Annotated in this window: 17 protein-coding genes and 1 tRNA gene; 13 read left to right on the top strand and 5 right to left on the bottom strand. The window is 63.9% G+C overall.

Annotated features, from left to right (window positions below):
• The first annotated feature begins 62 nt into the window (after window positions 1-62).
• The gene (locus CS006_RS10825; protein WP_207759981.1) at window positions 63-1,415 is read left to right on the top strand and encodes a hypothetical protein; all 1,353 of its coding nucleotides are present in this window, start codon (window positions 63-65) and stop codon (window positions 1,413-1,415) included.
• Complete coding sequence (locus tag CS006_RS01750; RefSeq protein WP_100510059.1) at window positions 1,412-4,327, top strand: fibronectin type III domain-containing protein; 2,916 nt, start codon at window positions 1,412-1,414, stop codon at window positions 4,325-4,327. The genes CS006_RS10825 and CS006_RS01750 overlap by 4 nt, the downstream gene beginning before the upstream one ends.
• A gap of 515 nt (window positions 4,328-4,842) precedes the next feature.
• Here the strand turns inward: CS006_RS01750 and CS006_RS01745 are convergent.
• Entirely contained in the window at window positions 4,843-5,433 is a 591-nt protein-coding gene (locus CS006_RS01745) for a hypothetical protein (RefSeq protein WP_133119510.1), read from the bottom strand.
• A gap of 799 nt (window positions 5,434-6,232) precedes the next feature.
• Entirely contained in the window at window positions 6,233-7,909 is a 1,677-nt protein-coding gene (gene pgm, locus CS006_RS01740) for a phosphoglucomutase (alpha-D-glucose-1,6-bisphosphate-dependent) (RefSeq protein WP_100510057.1), read from the bottom strand.
• A gap of 164 nt (window positions 7,910-8,073) precedes the next feature.
• Here pgm and CS006_RS01735 point away from each other — a divergent pair, with 164 nt between their 5' ends.
• The 5 genes from CS006_RS01735 to CS006_RS01715 all read left to right on the top strand — a co-directional run bounded on the left by CS006_RS01735 (window position 8,074) and on the right by CS006_RS01715 (window position 14,288).
• Window positions 8,074-10,449, top strand: coding sequence for a glucose PTS transporter subunit IIA (locus CS006_RS01735; protein ID WP_243386593.1), 2,376 nt, complete (start codon window positions 8,074-8,076; stop codon window positions 10,447-10,449).
• Between the two features lie 19 nt (window positions 10,450-10,468).
• Window positions 10,469-11,317: a PRD domain-containing protein gene (locus CS006_RS01730; protein WP_100510056.1), complete on the top strand. Its 849-nt coding sequence runs from the start codon at window positions 10,469-10,471 to the stop codon at window positions 11,315-11,317.
• Between the two features lie 209 nt (window positions 11,318-11,526).
• Window positions 11,527-11,916: a VOC family protein gene (locus tag CS006_RS01725; RefSeq protein ID WP_100510055.1), complete on the top strand. Its 390-nt coding sequence runs from the start codon at window positions 11,527-11,529 to the stop codon at window positions 11,914-11,916.
• Between the two features lie 394 nt (window positions 11,917-12,310).
• Complete coding sequence (gene fucP, locus CS006_RS01720; protein WP_100510054.1) at window positions 12,311-13,723, top strand: L-fucose:H+ symporter permease; 1,413 nt, start codon at window positions 12,311-12,313, stop codon at window positions 13,721-13,723.
• 277 nt (window positions 13,724-14,000) lie between these two features.
• Window positions 14,001-14,288 (top strand): HPr family phosphocarrier protein, encoded by a 288-nt coding sequence (locus tag CS006_RS01715; RefSeq protein ID WP_100510053.1) that lies wholly within the window; start codon window positions 14,001-14,003, stop codon window positions 14,286-14,288.
• A gap of 64 nt (window positions 14,289-14,352) precedes the next feature.
• Here the strand turns inward: CS006_RS01715 and CS006_RS01710 are convergent, their stop codons facing one another.
• A complete protein-coding gene (locus CS006_RS01710) occupies window positions 14,353-15,477 on the bottom strand; it encodes a diacylglycerol/lipid kinase family protein (RefSeq protein WP_165777226.1) in 1,125 nt (374 codons plus the stop codon).
• A gap of 117 nt (window positions 15,478-15,594) precedes the next feature.
• Between CS006_RS01710 and serS the strand changes: the two genes are divergently transcribed.
• A complete protein-coding gene (gene serS / locus CS006_RS01705) occupies window positions 15,595-16,881 on the top strand; it encodes a serine--tRNA ligase (protein WP_100510052.1) in 1,287 nt (428 codons plus the stop codon).
• A gap of 322 nt (window positions 16,882-17,203) precedes the next feature.
• Here the strand turns inward: serS and CS006_RS01700 are convergent, their stop codons facing one another.
• On the bottom strand, window positions 17,204-17,803 hold the full coding sequence (locus CS006_RS01700) for a TetR/AcrR family transcriptional regulator (protein ID WP_165777179.1): 600 nt from the start codon (window positions 17,801-17,803) through the stop codon (window positions 17,204-17,206).
• 268 nt (window positions 17,804-18,071) lie between these two features.
• Here CS006_RS01700 and CS006_RS01695 point away from each other — a divergent pair, with 268 nt between their 5' ends.
• From CS006_RS01695 to CS006_RS01675, 5 genes are all read left to right on the top strand, one after another.
• Window positions 18,072-19,391 (top strand): MFS transporter, encoded by a 1,320-nt coding sequence (locus CS006_RS01695; protein ID WP_165777178.1) that lies wholly within the window; start codon window positions 18,072-18,074, stop codon window positions 19,389-19,391.
• A gap of 122 nt (window positions 19,392-19,513) precedes the next feature.
• Complete coding sequence (locus CS006_RS01690; RefSeq protein ID WP_100510049.1) at window positions 19,514-21,745, top strand: glycoside hydrolase family 3 C-terminal domain-containing protein; 2,232 nt, start codon at window positions 19,514-19,516, stop codon at window positions 21,743-21,745.
• A gap of 703 nt (window positions 21,746-22,448) precedes the next feature.
• Window positions 22,449-23,606: an MFS transporter gene (locus CS006_RS01685; RefSeq protein WP_341476066.1), complete on the top strand. Its 1,158-nt coding sequence runs from the start codon at window positions 22,449-22,451 to the stop codon at window positions 23,604-23,606.
• Between the two features lie 166 nt (window positions 23,607-23,772).
• Window positions 23,773-23,860, top strand: a tRNA-Ser gene (locus CS006_RS01680).
• 119 nt (window positions 23,861-23,979) lie between these two features.
• Window positions 23,980-24,639: an HAD family hydrolase gene (locus CS006_RS01675; protein ID WP_100510047.1), complete on the top strand. Its 660-nt coding sequence runs from the start codon at window positions 23,980-23,982 to the stop codon at window positions 24,637-24,639.
• A 6-nt stretch (window positions 24,640-24,645) separates the two neighbouring features.
• Here the strand turns inward: CS006_RS01675 and CS006_RS01670 are convergent, their stop codons facing one another.
• Entirely contained in the window at window positions 24,646-26,079 is a 1,434-nt protein-coding gene (locus tag CS006_RS01670; RefSeq protein ID WP_100510046.1) for a metallophosphoesterase, read from the bottom strand.
• Between the last annotated feature and the right edge of the window lie 176 nt (window positions 26,080-26,255).

Genomic DNA, 26,255 nt, shown 5'->3' with positions numbered 1-26,255 from the left:
TGCGACGGATGATCGCCGGATTAGTTCCTTCATCCGCGCGAAAGCGCACGACGGCAAGGCCGTTGACGACGCGGCTGGCCGCATTCGCGGTCGCCGTCGTTATGCTCGTCGCGATGTTCGCCGTCGACGCCGTGCGCGGCGTTCCCACCGCACAGGCGGCCGGCGCCCAGGTGAGCGCGACCGTCGAAGGCGGCTCGCTCAATCCGAACGGCAAGACGACCGTCGACCTTGCGGGCAGCGGATTCCAGTCCGTGCAGGGCGGATTCGGCGGTATCTACGTGCTGTTCGGCTGGGTCAGCGACCCGAACGGCGACTCGTGGAAGCCGTCGAAGGGCGGCGTGACCGGCGAGGACTACCGTTACGTGCCCGACGACGAGAACAACCCCGCCGGCTACGACGTGTTCGTCGCGTTCCCCGGCGATTCGACGGCGTCGGCCGCGAACGGCGGCCAGATCGCCGCGAACGGCACATGGAGCGCGAAGATCACCGTGCCCGGCGCGAAATTCACCAGCTACGACCGGTCGAACAATCCGACCGAAGTCGATTGCACGGCCGTGCAATGCGGCATCATCACCATCGGCGCCCACGGCGTCGTCAACTCCAGTAACGAGACGTTCACGCCGTTGAGTTTCGCCGCCCAATCATCGGAGCAGTCGTCCTCGGATTCCGGATCCGATTCGTCCGACGACACGGCATCCTCGGATTCGTCGGACGAATCGGCGGCCAAGGCGGCCGAGGAAGCGAAGAAGAAGCAGGCCGCGGCCCAGGCGGCGGCGAAGAAGAAAGCCGAGGAAGAGGCCGCCAGGAAGGCCGCCGAGGCGGCGGCAGCATCGCAGACGACGGAAGGGAATGAAATGAGCGCGCAGATTCCGGTGTTGGGTGTCGCGGGATGGCTGATCGTCGCCGCGATCATCATCTTCGGCATCGCCATCATCGTGCTGGCGGCCGGCATCGGCGGCTACCTCGCCATGAAGTCGGTGCTGCTCGGTGTCTCGCCGGCCGCGCTCGACAAGGAGATAGCCAGGCGTGAACGTCATGCCGAGGACGTGCGGGCGCGCGAGGCCATGAAATCGGCCAGACGCCGCCGCAGGCAGTATCAGCGTCTGCTCAAGGAGCAGGGGCGCGCCGACCAGGTGCAGTCGCTGGTGGAGGACGCCCCGCTGCCCGCGCCGTTCGGCACGTCGGCGGCCACGCAGGCCATGCCGCCGGTATCGTCCGGCGACGGCGTCGGCAATACGGCACCGTCCGGCGACGGTGTCGGAACATCCGGCGACCGTACGGCCGCGAACGTCGGCGGTGCCGCGGCCGGCGGCTCGTCCGTCGCAGCCGGAGTCCGCGATTTCTTCGCCCGCCGCGCGGCGAACGCCGGCGTCGGCACGACGGCTGATACGGCAGGGAAGGAAGGCGAACGATGAACATCGGACGGACCATTCTCGAGACCATCTGCGCCAGTGCCTCCATCGTGGCCGTCTGCGCCGGATCGGTCGCCGCGATCGCGCCGGCCTTCGCCGCCGACGCCACGACCGACACGAACACGTCGGCGAACGCTTCGTCGTCCACCGCCGTGACCGACGTCGTCTTCGAATGGGGCGTCAACCCCGAAACCGGCGGCGGATCGTATTTCGGCGGCTGCAACGCCCTGTCCGCCGGCACGGCCGGCGACGCGGGCGGCAGCGGCGTATGGACGGCGAACAAAACCGGCACCGACGGCAAGACGCTGTACCGCACGGTCGACGAATCCGCCCACGCCGAAATCCTCAAACCCAACGCCGACGACACGATGGAACGCGTCGGCGGATTCGCCGAACGCTGCACCAACCGCAACGGCGCATCCATCGCCGGTAAGACCGGCGGCATGACGATGAACGGCGACGAACCCACGTATTCCGAAAACATCGTCCGGCTCACCGACGGCACCGGTACCGTCGACACCGCCACGAACTCCGCGCACATCGAATGGAAGGGCGCTTCGTTCACCATCGTCTACTACGGCGGCATGACCTACTGGTCCATCGCCGACCCCGTGCTCGACATCAGCAACGGCAAGGGAACGCTCACCGGCACCGCATCCGGATACGCCGCCGACATGAACGACGTCAGCAAATGGGAGAAGCTGCCGGCCACGACCATCCATCTGGCCGATTTCACCACCGGCTCGGCCAGCGGCGTCGACCAGCAGATAACGTTCGACGCCGACAAGGGCACACTCACCGCGACGCCCGACTACCTCGGCGTGACCGCCGACGCCGGAGCGGACGCCCATGCCGGACAGGCCGAGAAAACCAGCGACAACGCCGCATGGTGGGGGTCGTTCCCCGCCACATGGGTGCAATTCAACAACGCCACCGGCCAGTCGTCCTACTGGTACACGACCAGCGGCGGCAAGAACACCATCCAGCCGCGCAAGGTCGCCTCGCCGATCACCGTCGCATGGAAGTCGCAGCCAAGCACAGCCAAACCAGGCGTGACCGCCGGCGCGCAATCGGTCGAACGCGGCAAGGCCATCACCTTCACCGGAAAGAACCTCGCCGAGGATACGACATACGCCGGCCGCATCATCAGCCCCGCCGGCGAAACCGTGGCGAAGGATCTGAAACCGGGCTCCGCCTCCGCCTCCGCCGGATCGGCCACATGGGAATACACGATCCCCGCCGATGCACTCGCCGGCACCTACACCTTCGAACTGTACGATGCGGCCGCCGGCGATGACTCGGCCGCCGTGACGAGCACCACGTTCGTCGTCGGCAGGCTGCCGGGCGCGCCGACGCTGACCAGTCACGACGCCGAAGGCAGCGACCGTGTCGAACTGTTCTGGAAGGCGCCGGGCGAGAAGGGCGATCCGAAGTTTTCCGGATTCGTAGCCACCGCGAAGCCGCGATCCGGCGGGGATACCGTCATCGCATCCTTCGGCAAGAAGGAACGCAGCGGCATGATCACCGGGCTCAAGGCCTCGACCACCTACGACGTGACCATCGCCGCGACCAACGCACTCGGACCCGGCGCCGCATCAAACGCCATGACCGTCACCACGACGGCGGGCGGTTCGGACGGCAGCGGTTCCGGTTCGGACGACGGTTCTGGTTCCGGTTCGGGCGGTACGACGAACGGCGGCTCCGCAAACGGCGGCACGACCTACAAGAACGTCACCCTGCGCTGGGGCATCAATGACGAGACGAACTCCGCGGCCTACTACGGCGGCTGCAACTTCATCTCGGCGGGCAAGGCCGGCAACACCGGTTCCTCGAAGACCTGGGATGCGTCCTTCTACAAGGCCAAGGCCGGCAACGTGACCATCGAGAAGCCGGATTCGTCCGGCAAATGGGCTGCGGCCTCGTGGAACAGCAAGTGCCTCGCCCGTGACGGTTCGACAGTGAAGATGGCCAAGCGCGCCGACGGTCGCTCCATCAACACGGAATCGCAGGTGGTGCTTTCCAAGGGCGTTGGCACGGTGCAGGCCGACGGCTCGGTCGAGATCTCGTGGACGGGTTCGTTCACCGTCGCCTACTACGGCGGCATGACCTACTGGAGCGTCACCGACCCGAAGCTCACACTTGACGTCTCCGGAAACGGCGCACTCACCGCCACCGCCTCCGGATACGGCGCCGATATGAACGACTCCAGCAAATGGGTCACGCTTTCGGCGCGCACGATTCATCTCGCCGACTTCAAGGGCGTGGACATGAAGAAGGCGGCCGATGCGCACGGCTTCACCAAGACGCCCGAATACCTGGGCGTCGCCGTGAAGGCCAGCGGCGACCACGGTGCGCAGGCGGCCAAGGACTCCGCGAACGCAGCCTACTGGGGCGCGTTCCCGCAGTCGTTCGTGGACTTCCAGGTGGAGACCGGCCAGTCGGCCTACTGGTACACGGCGAACAGCCAGCGCGACTTCGCCAAGCCCACGCTGCCGCTTTCCGTGCAGTACGACTCCTCGTTCAAGGTGAGCGCCGGCTCCGGCAGCCCCGCGGCGGCATCGGCCTCCGGCGGTTCGGCGGGCTCGTCGTCGGGACTCGGCGGTGGTGCGCTGGCTTCCGCCGGTTCTGCCGCGGGCTCGTCCTCGGGAAAGAAATCCGGCAAGAAGTCGGCTTCGACGAAATCCGATGCGGCCTCTGCGGATCCGACGCCCGACGCTGCCGATGACGGTTCGGCGGATGCCTCGGCGTCCGGTTCCTCCACCGCTCCGCTGATCGCCGACAATGCGAAGACCATCGCCATCGGTTCCGGCGGCGTGGCCGCTGCGGCGGGCCTGCCCCTGGGACTCGGCTGGTTCATCCGCCGCCGTCTCGGTCTCGACCCCTCCGCCGCCCTCGACTCCCGTCTCGGCCTATAGCCGGGATACGACGAACGGGAACCGAACCGCGTCTACGGCATCCAACGGACGGGAACCAAACCGTGCCCACGGCATCCAACAAACAGGGACCGAACCGTGCCCACAGCCCCCCGATGCGGCCGTCATGGGGCCGTAAAGCGGCTCCGACCTCGTTGGCGACGCCGTGCTCGTCCCCGTCGATGATGTCGTCCTGCCGCTTCGGCCACCATTCCAACCGTGTCGGTTATAACGCATGCGTTATAACCGACTCCTGCGAATGGTGAGCGTCGGGTTTTACGCAAGCATGCGTTATAACCGCCATTGGTGGTGGATAAGGGTCGGTTATAACGCATACATCCGTAAAAACCGACTCTAGAAGGTGCTACGGGGCGGGTTTTACATACGTGTACGTTATAACCGCCACTACCGGTGATTGCGGGGCGGGTTTTGCGGATGCATCCGTTATAACCGCCGGCGACGGGCGTCAATACGGTTGCGCAGTGTATTTGCGGCAGCGTTCTCTCCGCAGCGTCTCATCATCGACGTTGCGGCACTCCGGCATCGAGCAGTTTGCGTCGCAGTCGTTCCGGATACAAAGCGTCCTCATATTCCAATCGGACGATACGTCGAACGCCATCTGCTCGCAAAGCCGTCTCCCGTTCGCGCTCGGCATACACTCGGGCTCGGATTCCCCGACGCGTCCCGTCGTCGATCACATATTTGCCCATGCCGTCGAACTCGGCCACGATGATGGTTCCGTCGGGCAGTTCCCACGAGAAATCCGCGCGGAACGGGGCATCGGGATTACGGGGATTGCGAAACGGCCGCTGCAGACGTGGAATCACGAAATTCGTTTCCTCGATCATGGCCCGTATGAATGATTCCCCGCCGTTCTCGCTTAAAGGATCGGTGTTCAGGCAGAGTTTCGTTATCGCCGCGCTGTCCATTCCCAGGGAACGACAGTATTCGGGAAGCTCTGATATGTCGGTTCCTTGGCGTGCCGCCGAATCGAAGATGGGCAATGCCTGTGCAAACGGATACAGCATTGAGCAATCCAGCAGTGTGCGGTATATGTTCGTCACACGCAATGATGAATGCCATTCCGATATTCCATCTATGTCGTTCATATAGATTCGTCGAAGAGATCCTCCGCAATGATTCGGATGGAAAGGACTGGCTATGGTGATGTTGCCGTTGTCATGCAAAGAATACGTATGTTCGAGACCGTGTGCGCATGCGGCGCTGAGTCCCGCGAACGACCAATTCGGATGCAGCAGTGACAACGACCTCAGCATATGCATATGGCGTTGTATGGGATTGAGGGTTTCCCAGTATGATGCGCGTGCATAAAGATTGCGGTATGGCGATATGAGCAGGCCGGTATCCCGTCGTCTGCGGAGCGGTTTGCGCTGTCTTTCGTTCATTCCCACGACGCACCGTTGCTCTCGTTCCGCTTCGTCGAGCAGTAGTTCCGTCGGTGCATGTGTCTTCATGATTCGACGGTATGTGTGGCGCATATGCAAGTGCAAGTGGTACGGAAAATGTTGACGGATGGACCACCCTCGGATGATGATGAGGTGCGCGCTGGTCTGTGCGTGATGTTTATCGTCGCACGTGCGTGTGGTCGTATCAAATGACGGAAATGCGTTATAACCGACTCTGACGACCGCTAAGCGTCGGTTATAACGCACGCGTGTGGGAAAACCGCCGCTAAGAGATTCCTTGCGTCGGTTATAACGGATTCATGCGTTATAACCGACGGTCAGATATCGTTGGTGTCGGGTTTTGCGCACGCGTGCGTTATAACCGACACAGACGTTAGGCGACGTTATGCCGACACAGAAGAGATGGGCATGAAATGAAAGGGGTGTCCGACGCGTGAAGCATCGGACACCCCTTCGATGAGATGGACGAATCGGCCGAAGACTACTCGCTCAGGGCCTTGTCGACGACGACCTCGGCCTCGTCGAGCACCTTGTCGAGCGCCTCGGGGGAGACGAACGACTCGGCATACACCTTGTAGATGTTCTCGGTGCCGGACGGACGGGCGGCGAACCAGTTGTCCTTGGTCGTCACCTTCAGGCCGCCGATCTTGGCGCCGTTGCCGGGCGCCTCGGTGAGCTTGGCGGTGATGTCCTCGCCGGCAAGCTGCGTGGCGGTCACGTCGTCACCGGACAGCGACGCGAACTTCTGCTTCTGCTCAAGCGTGGTGGGCGTGTCGACGCGCTTGTACCAGGACTCGCCGAAGCGCTCCACCTGCTCCTGATGCAGCTGAGCCGGGTTCTTGCCGGTCTTGGCGGTGATCTCGGCGGCCAGCAGGTCGGGGATGAGGCCGTCCTTGTCGGTGGTCCACACACGGCCGTCGCGGCGCAGGAAGCTCATGCCGGAGCTCTCCTCGCCACCGAACGCCACCTCGCCCTTGAACAGCGGGTCGACGAACCACTTGAAGCCGACCGGCACCTCGACGAGCTTGGCGCCGATGGAGGCGGCCACACGGTCGATGAGCGACGACGACACCAGCGTCTTGCCGATTCCCGCACCCTCCGGCCAATCGGGGCGGTTGCCGCCGAACAGATACTCCACCACGACGGCGATGTAGTGGTTCGGGTTCATCACGCCCCAGTTCGGGCAGACGATGCCGTGGCGGTCGGCGTCCGGATCGGTGCCGCCGACGAGATCGTACTTCTCCCATGCGCCGGCGTTGAGTTCGTCGACCAGACCCTGCATCGCGTACGTGGAGGAGGGATCCATGCGGATCTTGCCGTCATGGTCGATGGTCATGAAGCGCCAGGTCGGGTCGACCTCGGGACGCACCACGTCGATCGACAGGCCGTACTTCTCGTTCATCAGCGGCCAGTAGTTCACCGAGGCACCGCCGAGCGGGTCGATGCCGAGGCGCACACCCGAGGAGCGGATCACATCGAAGTCGATGACGTTCTCCAGGTCGGAGACGTAGTGGTCGCGGTAGTCGAAGCCTTCCACGAGGTCGGACTTGATGGCCTCCTCGTACGGCACGCGCTTGACGGACTTGTAGTCGTCGAGCAGCTCGTTCGCGCGGGCGGCGATCGCGTTGGTGGTCTCGGCCGGGGCCGGGCCGCCGGTGACGGGATCGTACTTGAAGCCGCCGTCGGTGGGCGGGTTGTGCGAGGGGGTGACCACGATGCCGTCGGCCAGGCCTTCTCCGGTGAAGCGCTGGGAGCCGTCGGCGGCGCGGTTGTGGGTCAGGATCGCCTGGGAGACGACCGGGGTGGGGACGTAGTCGCCGCGCGAGTCGACGCGCACGTGCACGCCGTTGGCGACGAGCACTTCGATGGCGGTCTTCTCGGCCGGGCCGGAAAGCGCGTGCGTGTCGCGGCCGATGTACAGCGGGCCGGTGACGCCTGCCTTCTTGCGGTATTCGGCGATGGCCTGCGTGATGGCGACGATATGGGCCTCGTTGAACGAGGTCTTCAGGCTCGATCCGCGGTGGCCGGACGTGCCGAACGACACGCGCTGCTCGGGAATCGAGGAGTCGGGGACAAGGTCATAGTACTTGCCGATGACCTCATCGACGTTGATCAGATCTTCTGGGGTGGCGGGCTTGCCCGCATTGTTAGCAACCATGAATCCATTCTGCCACAGGCCGATTCAAATCCGTCGTGTTCGCTTCCCCGTGTTGCGGTTGTTCGGGCAATCATTAATGTTCGTTATTGTTCCGTTTACGTGGCCGATATGGCGGCGGCGCGACGGGTTGGGTACAGTGTCAGGCAGACGCGAGGAGGCGTGATATGAGGACGGAAGACAGACGGGTGGCGCGGGCCATCGTCGTCGCACTCGGCGGCGCCGGCAACATCCGGGGGCTGACCCATTGCGCCACGAGACTGCGATTCGAGCTGCGCGACGCCTCGCGCGTCGACGCCCGCGCGCTCGACGCCGATCCCGCCGTCCTCGGCGCCGTCGCCCAGTACGGCGAGCGCTATCAGGTGGTTATCGGCGGCGCCGTCGAGGACGTCTATGACGCGATGATGGCCATGCCGGCCGTACGCGACGCGATATCGTCGTGCGACGGTGATTGCGATGTCGTGGGCGACGGCGGCATGGCCGATGATGCGCCCGTCCCGCATGTGCCCGATGCCGTGCTCGCCGCCGCGCCCGCGAAGGCCGATTCGTCCGCTGCCGACCCCGCTGCTGCCGCCCCCGATGCCCCCGACCGCACGGATTCCACGCCCGTTGCGCACGAGATGGACACGACCGTCTTCCCCTCGTCCGGCGTCTTCGCCATGTTTCACGGGAAACGCGGAATCACCCGCCGCATAGCCCACTGCCTCAACTGGTTCTTCGAGTATCTGTCCGACTCGTTCCGTCCCATCATCGGCGTGCTGCTCGGCGCGTCCATCATCATCGCGCTGGTGAACCTGTGCCTCGCGCTCGGCGTCATGCCGAACGACGAGGCGTCGGCCGGCTGGGTGTTCGTCAAGGCGATGTGGAAGGGCGTGTTCGTCTTCCTGCCGATCATCGTGGCCTACAACGCCTCGAACAAACTGCGTGTGGACCCATGGCTCGGCGCGATGATCATGGCCGCGCTCATGACCCCGCAGTTCACCGGTCTGATGAACGCCGCCGACGCCGATTGCGTCACCGACCCCACGCTGGGCGTGCGTTCCTGCACGGTGCATGTATTCGGCCTGCCCATGCATCTCAACGACTACAGCGGCAACGTGTTCGTGCCTCTGATCATGGTGCTGGCGCTCGCCGCGCTGTATCGCGGTCTCAAACGCGTGCTGCCGCGCAGCATACGCATCGTGTTTCTGCCGTTCGTCAGCATGGTCGTCATCACGCCGCTGACCGCGTTCGTGCTCGGACCCTTCGGTGCGTGGCTGAGCAACGGCATTGGCGTCTCGCTGGCCTGGCTGAGCATGCACGCACCGTTCGCATTCGCCGTGCTTCTGCCGCTCATCTACCCGTTCATCGTGCCCATCGGCCTGCATTGGCCGCTCAACGCCCTCATGATCGTCAACGTGCAGACGCTTGGCTACGACTTCATCCAGGGACCGATGGCCGTATGGAACTTCGCCTGCTTCGGCTCGACCGCCGGCGTGCTGCTCCTCGCCGTGCGAGAACGCGACGATGCCATGCGCCGCACCGCCACGGGCGCGCTGCTGGCCGGACTGCTCGGCGGACTGACCGAGCCGAGCCTGTACGGCATCCATCTGCGGCATCGCCTCGTCTACCGGCGCATGCTCGTCGGATGTGCGGCCGGCGGCCTGACCGGCGCGCTGCTTGGCTGGTTCTTCCCGTCGGTCACGCCTTCCGGCGGCGTCATGCATGGCGTCATCGCATGGTCGTTCGCGTTCACGTCATTGCTGACCATCCCGCTGTTCAGCCGCATGTGGGTGTATGTGGCGTCCATAGCGGTCGCGTTCGTCGTGCCGATGGCGCTTATCGCGATATTCGACTATCGTACGAAAGCCTCCGCGGAAAACGTCGATGATTCACGCGTCGGTGGTCAAGACGCCGATAATCCGCAAACGACGGGGGAGAAGGGGATAACGCTGGGGATATCCGAAAACGCACCGGATGATGATGGCATCGTCGCTGGCCACGCCGATGCCGTTGACGATGCCGATGCCGTTGGCGCCGACGGCACCGTCGGCGTTGGGTCCGCCGTCGCCGCTGATGCCGATGCCGACGATGCCGTCGCCGTCGTCGCGCCCGTCGCCGGCGCCGTGCTGCCGATCGACGACGTTTCCGACCCCGTCTTCGCCTCGCGTGCACTCGGCGACGGCGTCGCCATCCGTCCCGACGTCGAAGCCGATGACGGTCCCCGTACGATAGCCGCCCCCGTCGCCGGCGTGTTGAAAACCGTCGCCGGCACCGGACACGCCTTCGGCATCCGCGCCGACGACGGCATCGAGGTCCTTCTGCACGTCGGTGTTGATACAGTAAGACTGGAAGGTGAGGGTTTTACCATGACGGTGTCCAAAGGCGAACGCGTAAGGGCCGGCGATCCGCTGGCCACGGTCGATTTCGCGGAACTGCGTCGGTCCGGCGTCGACGCCACCACGATGATGACCATCACCAACACCGCCAAGATGACGTCGGTCACCCCCCTCACCGGATTCGATGCCGCCGTCGGCGACCCGGTGATTGCGGTCCGGCGGTGAAGCGGCGAAAGGCAGCAGCATGGAGATTCTTCGCGTATTCAACAACAACGTCGTCCTCGCCAAAGACGACGACGGCACCGAGATCGTGCTCACCGGCCGCGGCATCGGATTCCAGGGCAAGCCCGGAAAACCCATCGACGCGACGAAGATCGTACGTAAATTCGTGCCGTCCGACGGCCGTGACCCCGACCATCTCGCCCAGATGCTCGCCGGCATCGAACCCGAGACCGTGCGGCTCGTCATCGACGCCCTGCGTGAGGCCGGCCTCGAGGAACTCGCCGGCAACACCACCGTCATCGCATCGTTGAGCGACCACATCGACAACGCCCTGCGGCGTCTCGCCGACGACACCCACATCACCTATCCGCTGCGCGCCGAAGTCAGCAACCTCTACCCGGATGAATTCGCCCAGGGGCAGCGTCTCCTCGCCGCAGTCAACACCCGACTCGCCGCCGCCGGCCGGACGACACTGCCCGACGACGAGGCAACCGCCCTCGCCATGCACCTCGTCAACGCCGGATTCGCCACCGGCGACCTCTCCTACACGTACACGATGACCGGCGTCATCCAACAGATGATGACCATCATCGAAGCGACCTTCAACATCGTCTTCGACCGCGACTCCGTCAACGTCAGCCGCTTCATCACCCACGTGCGCTACCTCTTCGTCCGCATCCGCCAGAACAACCAGCTCGCCGACGAACCCGCGCCCATCATCCACGCCATCACCCAGTCCTACCCCCGCGCCATGCAGTGCGCCCAACGCATCGCCGCGATACTGGAGATGCGCCTCGACGCGAATCTGACGCAGGACGAGATTGCGTATCTGGCCCTCCACATTGCCCGCGTCAGCGGGATTTCCGAATAACGGAGCGTCATCGGCACATCGGCAGACTCGACGTACCTTCGTACGCCTTCGTCTGCCACTGCACCGATGCCGCACGCGTTATTCGAAAATCATTCAGCTGATTCGTCGAACGTTCGACACGCCGCTATTTCCGAGATTGACCAATTAACGACGTTAATGTATATTGAATCTCGCAAACATCAATCTGTAGGCAATGGAGGCTACGAATCATGAGCATTCGCGATCACCTGACAGGAATCGGCCATGTCGGCATTCCCACCAACGATCTCGAAGGCACCATCGCATACTACGAGAAGCTCGGCTTCGAGTGCGAGGGCATCTACCCGAACGGCGACGACCGCTGCACCTTCCTGCATCTGAACAACCTCGTCCTCGAGGTGTGGACGATGGCGGAACCGGCCGGCGTCACCGGCGCAATCAACCACTTCGCCATCGATGTCACCGACATCGATGCAGCGTTCGCGGAGGCCGAGAAGCTCGGTCTGAACCTCGTCGAGGGCTCCGTCCAGCACATCCCCACGTTCCACGAGAACGGCATCCGCTACTTCAACGTCCTCGGACCGAACCACGAGACCATCGAATTCTGCCAGATCCTCTAAGGCGGCGTCCCCGAGGGATTCCGCGGAATCCCGAGAGCCCCCGAGAATTTGAAATCCCGAATTCGAAACGTACGAATCCATAACCGATATAACTGAACATCCATAACTGAAAGCCCTTTTCTTTCGTTGGCCTTAGCTTTCTGCGGGTTACGGCGAATCCTCCAGGCTCCTAGCCGATGCGGCACGGCATGGCATGCGACGAACGCACGCCGACGCCATGGCCGTATCGGGCGGTCGCGGCGAAGCGGCGGCGGGCCTGAGTATTGATTACCCATTCGCGTAACCCGGCGTGTTTGCCAGAGCCAAGGCCAACGACAGATGTTGACGGCCATGGTCGGCACACCGATGCACCGACAATCATCGTCTGGTTGCGCGCCTCGTGAGAGAAGACATCATGACCGAAGCAATCGCAACCGATATTCCGGAGACCCCGGAAGCCGAATCCACCAAGGCCGCCGGCAGGAAGACCAAGTGGATCGAGTTCTCCGACGGCTACCTCGACCGCACCCCGGTGCTCCAGTTCGCCATGACGGCGATTCTGTTCGGCATCTGGGCCGTCGCCTCCAGCCTCAACGACGTGCTCATCACCCAGTTCAAGGCCGTGTTCTCGCTGAGCGACCTCGCCACCGCGTTCGTGCAGAGCGCCTTCTACGGCGGCTACTTCCTCATCGCCATCCCCGCATCGCTGTTCATCAAGAAGACCAGCTACAAGATCGGCATCATCGCCGGCCTGTCGTTCTTCGCCGTCGGCTGCTTCATCTTCTTCCCGGCGAGCCGACTGGTGACGTACGAGGTCTTCCTCTTCGCCATCTTCGTCGAGGCCATCGGCCTGAGCTTCCTTGAGACCTCCGCCGACACCTACGCTACCCTGATGGGTCCGAAGCGCCTCGGCACCGTGCGACTCAACGTGGCCCAGACCATGAACGCCCTCGGCCTGATCACCGGCATCCTGCTCGGCAAGTACCTCGTGTTCCAGGACTCCAACCTGCACGCCGAAATGGCCAAGATGGCCCCCGACGCCGCCAAGGCCTATGGTGCCGAACAACTCAGCCGCACGCTGGAGCCGTACAAGTACCTGCTCATCGTGCTGGCCGTGCTCATCGTGCTGTTCGCCATCACCAAGTTCCCGAAGTGCCGCCCCGCCACCAAGGAGGGCACCGTCGCCAAGGCCACTCTCGGCGAGACCATGAACTACCTGTTCCACAACGGCCGCTTCTGGAAGGGCATCGCCGTCCAGTTCATCTACGCGGGCGCCCAGACCGGCATCTGGTCCTTCACCATCCGACTCGCCCTCAACCAGGGCGGCGCCTCCATGACCGACCGTGACGCCGCGAACTTCATGATCATCAGCTACATCGTGTTCTTCGTCGGACGACTCGGCGCCAGCTACCTGCTCTCCAGGTTCCGCGAGACCCGCGTCCTCGCCATCTTCATGATCGGCGGCGCCATCGTGCTGCTCGGCACCGCGTTCCTGCCCGGCATGACCGCCGTGTGGTTCGCCGTGGCCGTGAGCTTCTTCCTCGGACCGGGCTGGCCGACCATCTACTCCCGCACGCTGAAGACCGTCGAGGACCGTCGCCACACCGAGACCGCCGGCGCGATCATCGTGATGGCCCTGGTCGGCGGCGCCTTCCTGCCCACCCTGCAGGGCGCCCTCTCCGACGCCTCCACCATGCAGTTCTCCTTCATCCTGCCGGCCATCGAGCTCGCCATCGTGGGCCTGTACTTCATCACCGAGTTCAAGCGCGACAAGTACACCCCCGCCCAGCTCAAGGACATGGCCGAGAAGGACGAGACCGCCGAATAAGCCCCTGTCGAGGTGGGCGCCCGGAAGGACGGATGCCGCCGCCCATCACGCAAGGCATGATGACGACCCGGTTCACGTTATGTGGGCCGGGTCTTGTCGCATGGACCGCCCGTCCTGCGTGGCCCACGGCCCGTACCTCGCGACAAGACCCGTCCCGAGTGATGCGGCCCGGTCCGTGCGGCGCAATAGCATGTCGTCATTCGGCGGCGAAATTTCGACAACGAAACTTCGAGACTTCGATGAGACCTCGACAACGGGACAGTGGAAAGGATTCGCTATGATCACGCGCACGGTCGCCATCGGCACCCCGCTCGGGCTGCACGCCCGGCCGGCCGCACGGTTCGTGCAGGCCGTCATCGACTCCGGACTTCACGTGACCATGGACCATGATGGTCGTGAGATCGACGCCGGCGGGATCCTCGCCGTCATGTCGCTGAACGTCGTCGGCGGCGACGTCGTCACATTGACGACGGACGCCGACGGACGACCCGACGCCGACCGCACCGCCATCGGTACGGCGATGGACGCGCTCGCCGCCATGCTCGCGTCGAATCTCGACGAATGATAAATAAAAGGCCGGCGACATTCGCCGGCCGAAATCGTTATGGTCGCTGCGCCCGTTTCAGGGTCTATGCCGTCGCCGTGGCGGCCGCCGCCGGCGCCGCCGGCTCGGGCACGCGCACGCACAGCGCACGATGCTCCACGGTGAACTCGATATGCGCGGTCTTGCCGAGGATATCGCCGTCCACCTGCGCCAACGCCGGCTTCTCCAGACGGATTTCCGCACGCGACCCCTGGATCTGGTCGACCGACGAATTCGTCGACAGCGGATTCTGCTCCGCCTTCCTCGTTATCGTCTGATGCAGCACGTCGCCGAACAGATTCGCCCAGCCGATGATGCCGCCGGTCGTGTCGATAAGCTCGAAATCGAGGATGCCGTCGTCATACGAGGCCTCGGGCATGAGCGCGAAACCGGGTATCTGGCCGCAGTTGCCGGCCATGAACGTGCGGAACGCCGTAGTCCTGGACTTCTGCTCCTTGCCGTCCGGCCCGCAGATGGTGAACGTGCCCCGATACTTCGGCGTGAACAGGTTCTTCACACCGCCCACGAAATACGCCAGCCAGCTGATGTTCTTCTTCAGCGCCGGATCGGTGTCGTCGATCATCGCGGCATCGAAGCCGATGCCGGCGATGATGAGGAACGCATGGCGGCGCTGCGGCTCGTCGGAGTCCAGCAGCGTCATGCGGCCCATGTCGACCTTGCGCGAACCATGCGAGATGGCCACCTGCAGCGCGGCGTCGATGTCGCCGAGCGGAATGCCCATGTTGCGGGCGAACAGATTGCCGGTGCCGATGGGGATGATGCCGAACGGACGGTCCGTGCCGGCCACCGCGCTCGCCGCCGTGCGCACCGTGCCGTCGCCGCCGACCGCCACGATGGCGTCGGCGCCGCGGTCCATCGCCTCGAGCGCGCACGCCTTGCCGTCCTTGTCGAGCTGCGTGTCGACGAACATGGGGGAGCCGAGGTCGCGGGCCTTGAAGAACGCGATGATCTGATTGCGGATGTCCTCCGCCCCGGGCTTGGAGGGATTGAGGATGAACGCGTACGTGGCGGTCGCCTTGTCGCGCTGCTCGATGGTGGTGATCAGCCTCCTGCGGCGATACGTGGCGACTGCGGCGGCGACGATTGCCGCCAGGGCTGCTACGGCGACGATAGCGATGACGATGATCCATCCAACAGACATGTAGCCCATTGTCATACGAATCGATTCACGGCCGCCTCGCAAACGTTCCGATTTCTTCGTTTTCTGCACGAATTCGGCCGTCCGCACGCTCTGGGCGTGTCTTACGCGGGCATTATCGTAAGCCCTATGCTTGATATTCAATTCATTCGTGAACATGCAGATATCGTCAAGGAATCCCAGCGCAAGCGCGGCGAGTCTGTTGAGCTCGTCGATGAAGTCCTGCGATCCGACGAGGCGCGTCGCACCGCGCTGAAGGAATTCGAGACCGCCCGCGCCGAACAGAAGGCCATGGGCAAGAAGGTCGCCTCCGCCCCGGCTGACGAGAAGGCCGCCATCATCGCCCAGACCAAGGAACTCGCCAACAAGGTCACCGAGTTCAAGGCCGAGGCCGACAAGGCCTCCGAGGAATACACCACCGCCATGTGGAAGCTGTCCAACATCGTGGAGCCCGAGGCCCCCGAAGGCGGCGAGGACGACTACGTGGTCGTCAAGAAGGTCGGCCAGATCCGCGACTTCGCGGCCGAAGGCTTCGAGCCCAAGGACCACCTGACCCTCGGCACCGGCGTGGCCGGCATCGACATGCGCCGCGGCGTCAAGGTCGGCGGCTCCCGCTTCTACTTCCTGCGCGGTGCCGTGGCCCGCATGCAGATCGCCATGCTCACCATGGCCGTCGACCAGGCCGAGAAGAACGGCTTCATCCTCGCCATCACCCCGACGCTCGTGCGTCCCGAGGTCATGGCCGGCACCGGCTTCCTCAACTCCCACGCCGATGAGATCTACCGCCTGCGCGAGCCCGACGACCAGTACCTCGTCGGCACCTCCGAAGTGGCGCTCGCCGGCATGCACGAGAACGAGATCCTCGACCTGTCCAACGGCCCGCTGCGCTACACCGGCTGGAGCTCCTGCTACCGCCGCGAGGCCGGCGCCGCCGGCAAGGACACCTCCGGCATCATCCGCGTGCACCAGTTCGACAAGGTCGAGATGTTCGTCTACTGCAAGCAGGAGGACTCCCGCGCGCAGCACCAGGCGCTGCTGGCCATGGAGCAGGAGATGCTCGGCAAGGTCGAGGTGCCGTACCGCATCATCGACACCGCCGCCGGCGACCTCGGCTCCTCCGCCGCCCGCAAGTTCGACTGCGAGGCCTGGGTGCCGACGCAGGGCCGCTACCGCGAGCTGACCTCCACCTCGAACTGCACCGAGTACCAGGCCCGCCGCCTCAACATCCGCGAGCGCACCGAGGACGGCGGCACCCGTGCCGTCTCCACGCTCAACGGCACGCTGGCCACCACCCGCTGGCTCGTCGCCATCCTCGAGAACCACCAGCAGAAGGACGGTTCCATCGTGATTCCGCAGGCCATGCGTCCCTACATGGGCGGCCGCGAGGTCATCGAGCCGACCAAGTGGGAGGCCTGACGGCCTACAGTATTCCGCGACGGAGGCTCGATGCTTCGTCTCCTGCTACGAACAGTCCACTGGACTGTTCGTCCAAGTGGAAGGCCTGATTTCATCAGGCCGTAGTATTCCACGACGAAGGCTGTTTCCCGTAGGCTCCCCTCATGATTGAGGGGAGCTGGCCGCCGAAGGCGGACTGAGGGGAGTTGACTCTCGGAGATCCCGTCAGCGAATACTTGAATTACGCATAATGCGGTTCCGTGCCACGGATATCTGGCACGGAACCGCATTATGCGTAAACATCGTAACGGGTTTTTATTCCGTGCCATGAATCGGCTGCCGGTCAGCGATAGCCGTCCCAGATGGGGGAGGGGAAGAGCATCTCCTCGCACCCCGCCCAGAGCTCGGTCAGCGGGACGCTGGTGTCGCGAAGCCATTTGATCTGCATGCCGTCCATGGTCGAGTCGCAGATGCGCACGGCCTGCCATAGGTCCACGCCGGGCGGGAGCTTCCAGTCGATGCCGGAGCGTATGCGTTCGCGGGTCATCTCGTCACGGTGGGTGAAGTAGTCGTGGGCGGGGTGCGACGGTTCCAGCGCCTCCGCGTTGATGACGGTGAACAGTTTGACGAACACCGGTCGTTTGGCGTTGACCTCGGCGATGATCCGATAGTATTCGGGCAGGGTGAGCGGTCCGATGTAATGGGGGTCGCCTGTCTTATGCGCGTTGAACCGCTCTATCATCTCCGGCGTATCGTCGTATCGGTCGCGGATGACGAGCGTCATCAGATTGTTCTTGTTCTTCACGTAGTACAGCAGATTCTGTTTGCTCATGCCGGTCTGCTCGGCGACGCGTTCGAGCGAGGTGCCGTAGAAGCCGTATTTTGAGATCAGTTCGGTGGCGGCGTCGAGGATGACGTCGAGCTTGCTGTCGAATTTGCTCATGGCCTCGTTCTCCTCGGAAATTCTCTGATGATGCATGTCGACCACCCATCGTTGGCTGTCGACGTTGCCATCATATCCCATGTTTTTACCAATCGGTAAATCAACACGTCTCCGACACGCCTGAAATTTCGCCGTTCTTGCAAAATTTTACCGATTGGTATAGTTTTTACCTAACGGTAAATTTTACCGAGCGTCAAAAAACCTGTTCCGCAGGACGGCCCCGATGGGGGAATGCGGGAGAGGGCTCGTTTCAAAGGAGAACATGGGTATGAGCGCATCGCAATCAATCGAAGCCGGGCACGACGATTCGACATCCGGCAAGAGCTCCGGCGTCGAAGGGGCGCTGCACGAACTCGCCAACCAGACCATCGGCGTGGCGCAACGCGCAAGGTTCCTCTTCGGATTCCTGCTGTGCGGCATCCTGTGGTACGCGCCGTTCGCCGCCGCCATCGGCATCCTGCTGCCACAGCGCTTCCTCGACGACGGCGTGGGCAACCCCACCGCGCTCGTCGCCCAGCTGAACTCCATCGGCGCGTTCGTGGCCCTGGCCGCCAACCTGCTGTGGGGCACGCTCTCCGACCGCTCCCGCTCGCGCTTCGGTCGCCGCTCGCCGTTCATGGTCGTCGGCGCCGCGCTCGCCGGCCTGTTCCTGTGGCTCACCTCCGTGGTCGGCAGCCCCGCCATGATCATCCTGTGCTGGTGCGGCGCCCAGCTGTTCCTCAACATGCTGCTCGCCCCGTTCCTCGCCGTGCTTTCCGACCGCGTGCCCGAGAACAACCGCGCCAGCATGTCCGCCGCCTACGGCCTCGGCGTCACCGTCGGCCAGTCGGTCGGTCAGATCGTCGGCGCCCAGCTCATCCACAACCTCGGCTTCGGCATCCTGCTCTCCGGCGTGCTGCTCGGCGTCACCGGCCTGCTCGTCGTCATCATCTGGCCGAAGGAGCCCTCCGCACAGAACCTGCCCGCCGCCAACGAGGGCCTCGGCTCGCTCATCAAGGCGTTCACCCCGCCGACGAAGAACTGCCGCGACTTCTACCTCGCGCTGTTCGGACGTCTGTTCATGGTCACGTCCATGTACATGATCGTCAACTACCAGCTGTACATCCTGCAGAAGTACATCGGCCTCGACGCCACCGGCTCCGCCGCCGTGCTCTCCATCACCGCCGTGATCATCATGATCGCCTCGCTCATCGCATCCGCCGTCACCGGTCCGCTCTCCGACTTCATCCAGCGTCGCAAGATTCTCGTCATCGGTGCCGCGCTCATCATCGCCGTTGGCTTCCTCATCCCCGCGTTCTTCCCGACCGCATGGGCCATGTACGCATGGGCTGGCCTCTACGGCTTCGGATACGGCGTCTACAACGCCTGCGACCAGGCGCTGAACGTCGACGTGCTGCCCAGCAAGGCGGAGGCCGGCAAGGATCTCGGCATTCTCAACCTCTCCAACACCGTGGGCCAGATGGCCGGACCCGTCGCCACCTCGCTCATCGTGATGGCGTTCGGCAGCTACCAGCTCGCGTTCCTCATCGGCGCGATCGTGCTGGCCGTGTCCTGCGTGTTCATCGCCATCATCCGCAAGGCGAAGTAGGCGGCCGTCGGCATCGGCGATACGCGATCATCGGCGCGATCGTCCCAACCGTTTCACCGAAATCATCGATAACGACAAATCATCAACGCTTCATCGACAATCATCAGCAAAGGAGACTCATCATGGTGGACATCAACGAACTGACCCTCGAGGAGAAGGCCGCACTGACCTCCGGTGCCGACGCCTGGCATCTCAACGGCGTGGAATCCAAGGGCATCCCCGGCTATATGATCACCGACGGCCCCCACGGCCTGCGCAAGATGCGGCAGGCCGACGGCGTCAACGGTCTCTACGACACCGTTCCCTCCACCTGCTTCCCGCCGGCGGCCGGATTCGCCAACTCGTGGAACACCGAACTTGTACGTGAGGTCGGCGTGGCCATGGGCGAGGAATGCGTGCAGGAGAACGTGGCCGTCATCCTCGGCCCCGGCGTGAACATCAAGCGCAATCCGCTCGGCGGTCGATGCTTCGAATACTGGTCCGAGGACCCTGTGCTCGCTGGCCACCTGCCTGCCGCGCTCATTGAAGGCGTGCAGTCGCAGGGCGTGGGCACCTCGCTCAAGCATTTCGCCGCCAACAACCAGGAGACCGACCGCATGCGCGTCTCCGCGCGCATCACCGAACGTGCGCTGCGCGAGATCTACCTTGCCGCGTTCGAATACATCGTCAAGAACGCCAAGCCGTGGACGATGATGTGCTCCTACAACCAGATCAACGGCACGTTCTCCTCCGAGAACCATTGGCTGCTCACCGACGTGCTACGCGACGAATGGGGATACGACGGCATCGTGATGAGCGACTGGGGCGCCGTGCACGACCGCGTCGCCTCGCTCGACGCCGGCCTCAACCTCGAGATGCCGCCGAGCAACACCGACGACGACGTGGTCATCGCCGTGCGGGAGGGGCGTCTCGACGAGCGCCAGCTCGACCGCATGGCCGACGGCATGCTCAGGCTCATCGAAAAGACCCGCCCCGCCATGGAGCGTGACTACACGTTCGACGTGGCCGCCCACCACGCCCTCGCCCGCCGCGCAGCGCAGGAATCCATCGTGCTGCTTAAGAACGAAGGCGCGGTGCTGCCGCTCGCCGCCGGCGAGAAGATCGCCGTCGTCGGCGAATTCGCTCGCACCCCGCGCTACCAGGGCGGCGGCTCCTCGCACATCAACCCCACGAAGCTGAGCTCCTTCCTTGATGCGCTCGACGAACGCGGCGCCGACTACGCCTTCGCCCCCGGCTTCACGCTCGACGACGCCGCGCAGGACGGTGCCCTCACCGGCGAGGCCGTGGCCGTGGCGCAGAACGCCGACAAGGTGGTCATGTTCCTCGGTCTTCCCGACATCGCCGAATCCGAAGGCTACGACCGCGAGAACATCGACATCCCCGCCAAGCAGGTCGAGGTGCTGCACGCCGTGTCCGTCGTCAACCCGAACGTGGTCGTCGTGCTGTCCAACGGCGCCGTCGTCTCCGTCAGCGACTGGCAGGCCGACGCCAAGGGACTCCTTGAGGCGTGGCTGCTCGGCCAGGCGGGCGGCGAGGCGACCGCCGACGTGCTCTACGGCGACGTCGACGCCACGGGCCGACTCTCCGAGACCATCCCCGTGAGCATCGAGGACAACCCCTCCATGGTCAACTTCCCCGGCGGCGAAGGCTACGTGGACTACGGCGAGGGCATCTTCGTCGGCTACCGCTACTACGACACCCGCAATCTCGAGGTCGCCTACCCGTTCGGCTACGGACTGAGCTACACCACGTTCGAAATGACCGACGCGAAGGCCGAGGCCACCGGACCGACCGGTGCCAGGGCCAGTGTCACCGTGACGAACACCGGCATGCGCGAAGGCTCGCAGGTCGTGCAGCTGTACGTGGCCCCGAACCATGAATCGCCGGCCGTGCGTCCCAGCCACGAGCTCAAGGCCTTCGCCAAGGTGAGCCTCAAGCCAGGCGAGAGCCGCGAGGTGACGTTCGACCTCGACGACCGTGCCTTCGCCTACTGGTCCGAGCGCTTCGAGGACTGGCACGTGGAGCCCGGCGAATACGTCATCGAATTCGCCTCCTCCTCGCGCGACGTGGAGGCCGTGGCCGCCGTCGAACTCGAAGGCGATGGCAAGACGCTGCACCTGACCGACATGTCCACGCTCAAGGAGTGGTCCGAGGACCCGGTCGGCGCCCGGATCTTCAACGATCGTGCCGCCGAATTCGAACGAAACGGCGGCGTCTTCTGGCCGACCGACGAGGTGAACCGCATGTTCTTCTACACCGTGCCGCTGAACAGCATCACCACGTTCGTCGGGCCGAAGGGCCGCTGGTTCAAGGAGACCGTCCTCGCTGACTACGCCGCCGCCGTGGGCGAGTGATGCCGGCCTTCTCGTCCTTCATCGGGGGATCGATAATCGATTCATGATGCGGTTCCGTGCCACGGATATCTGGCACGGAACCGCATCATCGTATCTATCGTCGTTCCGTGCCGGATTCCCTGCACAGTCAAGTTCGGGAATCATTGGAATTTCAATGATTCCCGAACGTTGGTCGCCCAGGATTCTGTCACGGAACGCAATATCGCCGAGATGTCGCGTTCCCTGCCGGAAAATCATGGCAGGGAATGGATTTTCAAGGCCCAATTCCACTCCGTGCCACGTCACATGGCACGGAACGAAACGTCATCATGAATCTTTACTCCGTGCCAAAGGCGTATGACGCGAACGACGTTCTTTCCCGCCTTGACCGTCCCTCATAGTTTGCGCAAACGCTGTCTCCATTGCGGTTGACGGCGTGTCGCAGGCGTTGGTAATTGTCGGAAGACAGCGTTACTTTTTTCTCGTTTCAGTAATCACCAATCCCGTCCAGTATCGTTCGGCGTGTCCGTAAATCAGCCGGCGTCGATCGAGACGGGGCTTCGTATGGAAGAGACCAACGATGACGCAGGAGCAGAACAGCGCCAGCCAGAAGAACGTCAAGAGCGAATCGTCCAAGGCCGCGGCGAAGTCCGCCGCATCCGCGGGCCGTCCCGCCCTTCGTGACGACCGGTTCTTCACGCTGCCGGTCATCTCGCTGGTCTCGATGAGCTTCCTGCTCGGCATGAGCGAATTCATCATCGTCGGCATCCTGCCCGACATCGCCGAAGGGCTCAACGTGTCGCTGACCACCGTAGGCGGCCTCGTGTCCCTGTTCGCGTTCGTCTACGCGCCGGCGACCCCGATCGGCGCGTCCATCAGCTCGCGGTTCGAACGCTTCCGCACGCTCCTCTTCCTCGCCGTGGTCTTTCTCATCGGCAATCTCATGTGCGCGTTCGCCGTCGGATACGGCATGCTCGTTGCCGCGCGAATCGTCATCGCGCTGATCTCCGGCACCACGGTCGCCATCTCCATGACCTTCGCCGACGACGTGGCCACGCAGAAGAACCGCACGAAATTCGTGGCCTGGGTGTTCTCCGGCTTCTCCATCGCCTCCGTGTTCGGCGTGCCGATCGGCACGTCCATCGCGAACACGTTCGGCTGGCGCTGGTCGTTCCACGTCATCAACATCCTCACCGTCGTGCTCATCGTCATCATGTGCATCGTGCTGCCGAAGAACCACTACGGTCCGAAGTCGCGCTTCCTCGCGCAGTTCTTCATCTTCACCGAAAAGCGCATCTGGGGCGGCATCCTCGCCGTCGTGTTCGCCGCCGCATCCACGTACGTGTTCTATACGTATCTCACGCCGATCCTCGAACAGGAGATCGGCATCCCCGCGCGGTACATCTCTCTTGCGCTGGCCGCATACGGCGTGGCCTGCCTCGCCAGCAACCTGTACGGCGGCAGGCTCGGCGACCGCGGCCGCGGCGTCGTGCCGTTGGTCAAGGGCCGTCCGATCTATCTGATCCAGGCGGTGTTCATGGTCGCGCTGCCGTTCGCCGTGATGAACGGCGTCATCGGCTGCGTGGTGCTGCTGGTGCTCGGCTTCCTCATGTATCTGCAGAACACCGCCTCGCAGGTGCTGTACATGGACGTGGCCGCCGCCACCCATCCCGGCTCGCTGAACCTCGCCTCGTCGTTCAACTCCATGTCGTTCAACATCGGCATCGCGCTCGGCTCCGCCGTCGGCAGTCTCGTGACCGACCATGTCGGCCTGCGCTGGCTCGGTCCGTTCGGCGCCGTCTTCGCCGTATGCGCGTGGCTGACCGCCGTATGGCTGAACTCCGACCTCAAGCGTCGCGAGGCTGCTGCCGCGAAGTCGTAATCCGGTGGTTTCCTCGTCCGACTTGTCGTTTTCCCGCCCTGATTGCGACGATTTGCGCGAGGAAACCGTCGATATCGACGATTTGGTTTGTCGAAACCAGCGTTATGGATTATGATGTAACGCGTGCTTTCACGCGGATGTCGCCTGCGGCGTCCGCGCATCACATGGACAGGTGTCTGAGCGGTCTAAAGAGACGGTCTTGAAAACCGTTGAAGCGCAAGCTTCCGCGAGTTCGAATCTCGCCCTGTCCGCCAATGGCTCCCGGGTCTTTCGCCCGGGAGCCTTTTTCGTTCGCTCGTTACGGACCGACGAAAAGAGCGAACGCCGGCAGGGAGTACAGTGGCCTAGTAGCAACCGATATCAGGGGGATTCCATGCCATATACGCCGAAAAGCCGTAAATCCGACGACATCAACGTCATCTTCGATTTCTGCGACGTGCTGCTGCAATGGGATCCCAAGGGCGGCACCTACGATCTGTTCGCCGAACAGTCGTCCGTCGACGTATGGAAGCGGTTCTACGATGAGGACGCCGACCATGGATTCTGGCATTACGACGGCCTGCTTGACGGCGGCATGGACGCCGACGAAGCGGCCGCCGACTATCGCAGTCATCATCAGGGCGCCCCGGACGAGAACGCATTCGATCTGTACCTCGCCCATCGCGAGCTCGCCTTCCGCGGCATGATTCCCGGCATGGATACACTGCTCGAACTGCTGCATACGCGCGGCATCCCCACATGGGGATTGACGAACTTCACCGCCGACGCGGTCGAATACGCGCAGGCGCGGTATCCGGCGATGCGGCTGCTGAACGACGTGGTCGTCTCGTCGGTCGAACGCCTCAAGAAACCGGACCGGAGCATTTACGAGCTGGCCGCCGAACGGTTCAACGTCGACCCCGCGCGGTCGGTGTTCATCGACGACAAGCCGTGGAACGTGGAGGCGGCACGGGACGCCGGATTCCGGTCGTTCGTGTTCGTCAACGCTATGGACGCCCGCACGCAGCTGGCGCAGGCGGGCGTAAGGCTCTAGCGTCGGTCAGTGCCGACGCCGAATCAACCCATGCCAGATGACGTGGGCGAGCGCGGCGCCGGAGAACGCGACCGTCGCCGCGACCTTCGGCTTGCGCAGCTCGTTGCGCAGCGAGGCACCGTCGGTCACCAGATGGTCGCCGACGAACACGCGCACCTCGTTGCCGCTGTGCCGGCCGATAAGCTCACCGTACGTGAGCATGCGGGTGTCGTATGCGGCCGGATTATCCTCATGGAACGTGAACAGGCGGATGCCGCGAAGCGCCGACTTCGGACCATATGACGTGAAGCCGCAGGTCGGCGCATAGCCGAGGTCGAAGCCGTCGACGCGGCCGACGAACGCATTCTTGTGATCATGGCCGGCGAACAGGGCGAAATAGCCGCCGGCCTCGCGCATGGCCGCCACCTCGCCGCAGTTCGTGTCGGCGCAGCCGATGGCTTCGCCAAGCATCGAACCGGGACGGCATTTCGATTCGTCGAGCAGATAGCATTTGCCGGCGAAGGCGCGGGCGCCCTCCACCGCGTACGGCGTCCATGCGGGGACCTCGCGCAGGCACTGGTAGAACTCCTGCGGGGGGATGTGCTGGAACGCGATCGCCGGCACCGGTTGGCCGTCGCCGTTGCGCTCGCCAAGATGCCGCTGGACGTCGCCGAGCCATTGCAGTGCCTCGGGGCTGGGGGAGCCGTAGCCGGCGCTGTCGGCGAGGTCGATGGCGCGCGAATGGTTCGCATACAGGCTGAAGGTGATGGGATGCTGCTCCCTCGCCGTCTCGTCGTTTTCCACGTAGGGGCCGGGCTCGCCGTCCTCGGCGCCCGCCTCGCCGGCATAGTCGCCGGAGTTCACCATCATCACGCTCATGGCGATGCGTCCGCCGCCGTCGGAGGCTTCGACCGGCAGAGCGAACGTGCCCGGCTCGCAGGCCAATGGATTCGCGTGATCGGCCGCCAGCGCGCTTGGGGCGTCGGGAGTGCTGCGCGGGTTCAGGCAGCCGGGGAATTCGCGGTACATGTCGTCCTGCTCGTCGGCGAGCACGCCGCATTGAAAGTCATGGTTGCCGTAGGTGGCGGCGAACGGCACGCCGGCGGTCGTGGCCGGCTCGAGGAACGAGGCGAACGCCTCGCGCACCTTCTCACGCGTATGGTTCATGGCCGTCACGGCGTCGACATCCTCGGGGTGCACGCCCTGCACGGCCGCCTCGAACTTCGTGACCGAGCGCACGTGCGCGCCCGGCCGGTCGCCGCGCCGACGCAGGAACGTGTCGATGAAGGCGGGATCGTATCCGCGGATTTGGTCGCCGGTGAGCACGATGAGGTCCGGGTCGGCAACCGCGATGGCCTCGCGAATCAGGCGGATCGTGTCCTCGTTGACGTTCGGGCCGTCCTGGATGTCGGCCATCTGCAGCACACGGAACGTGCCGTTCTCGCGAAATCGAAGGGTCATACTTCCTCACTGTATTACGACGAGTGTTCGAGAACCTGAATGTTCGGTGTCCCCTTTCTGAATCTTTATTCAATTAACGTGGCCGATATTCAGGGGGTGCTTGTCGCGAAATATGCGTGTGGCTGCCGAGAACCGGTCTTGGCAGCCACACGTTGCGTTTGATGGGCGGGGCTCTG

This window comes from Bifidobacterium primatium (assembly GCF_002802875.1).
GTDB lineage: Bacteria > Actinomycetota > Actinomycetes > Actinomycetales > Bifidobacteriaceae > Galliscardovia > Galliscardovia primatium.
Note: the sequence above shows the minus strand (reverse complement) of the source record. Positions and strands in the feature narration are given on the sequence as shown.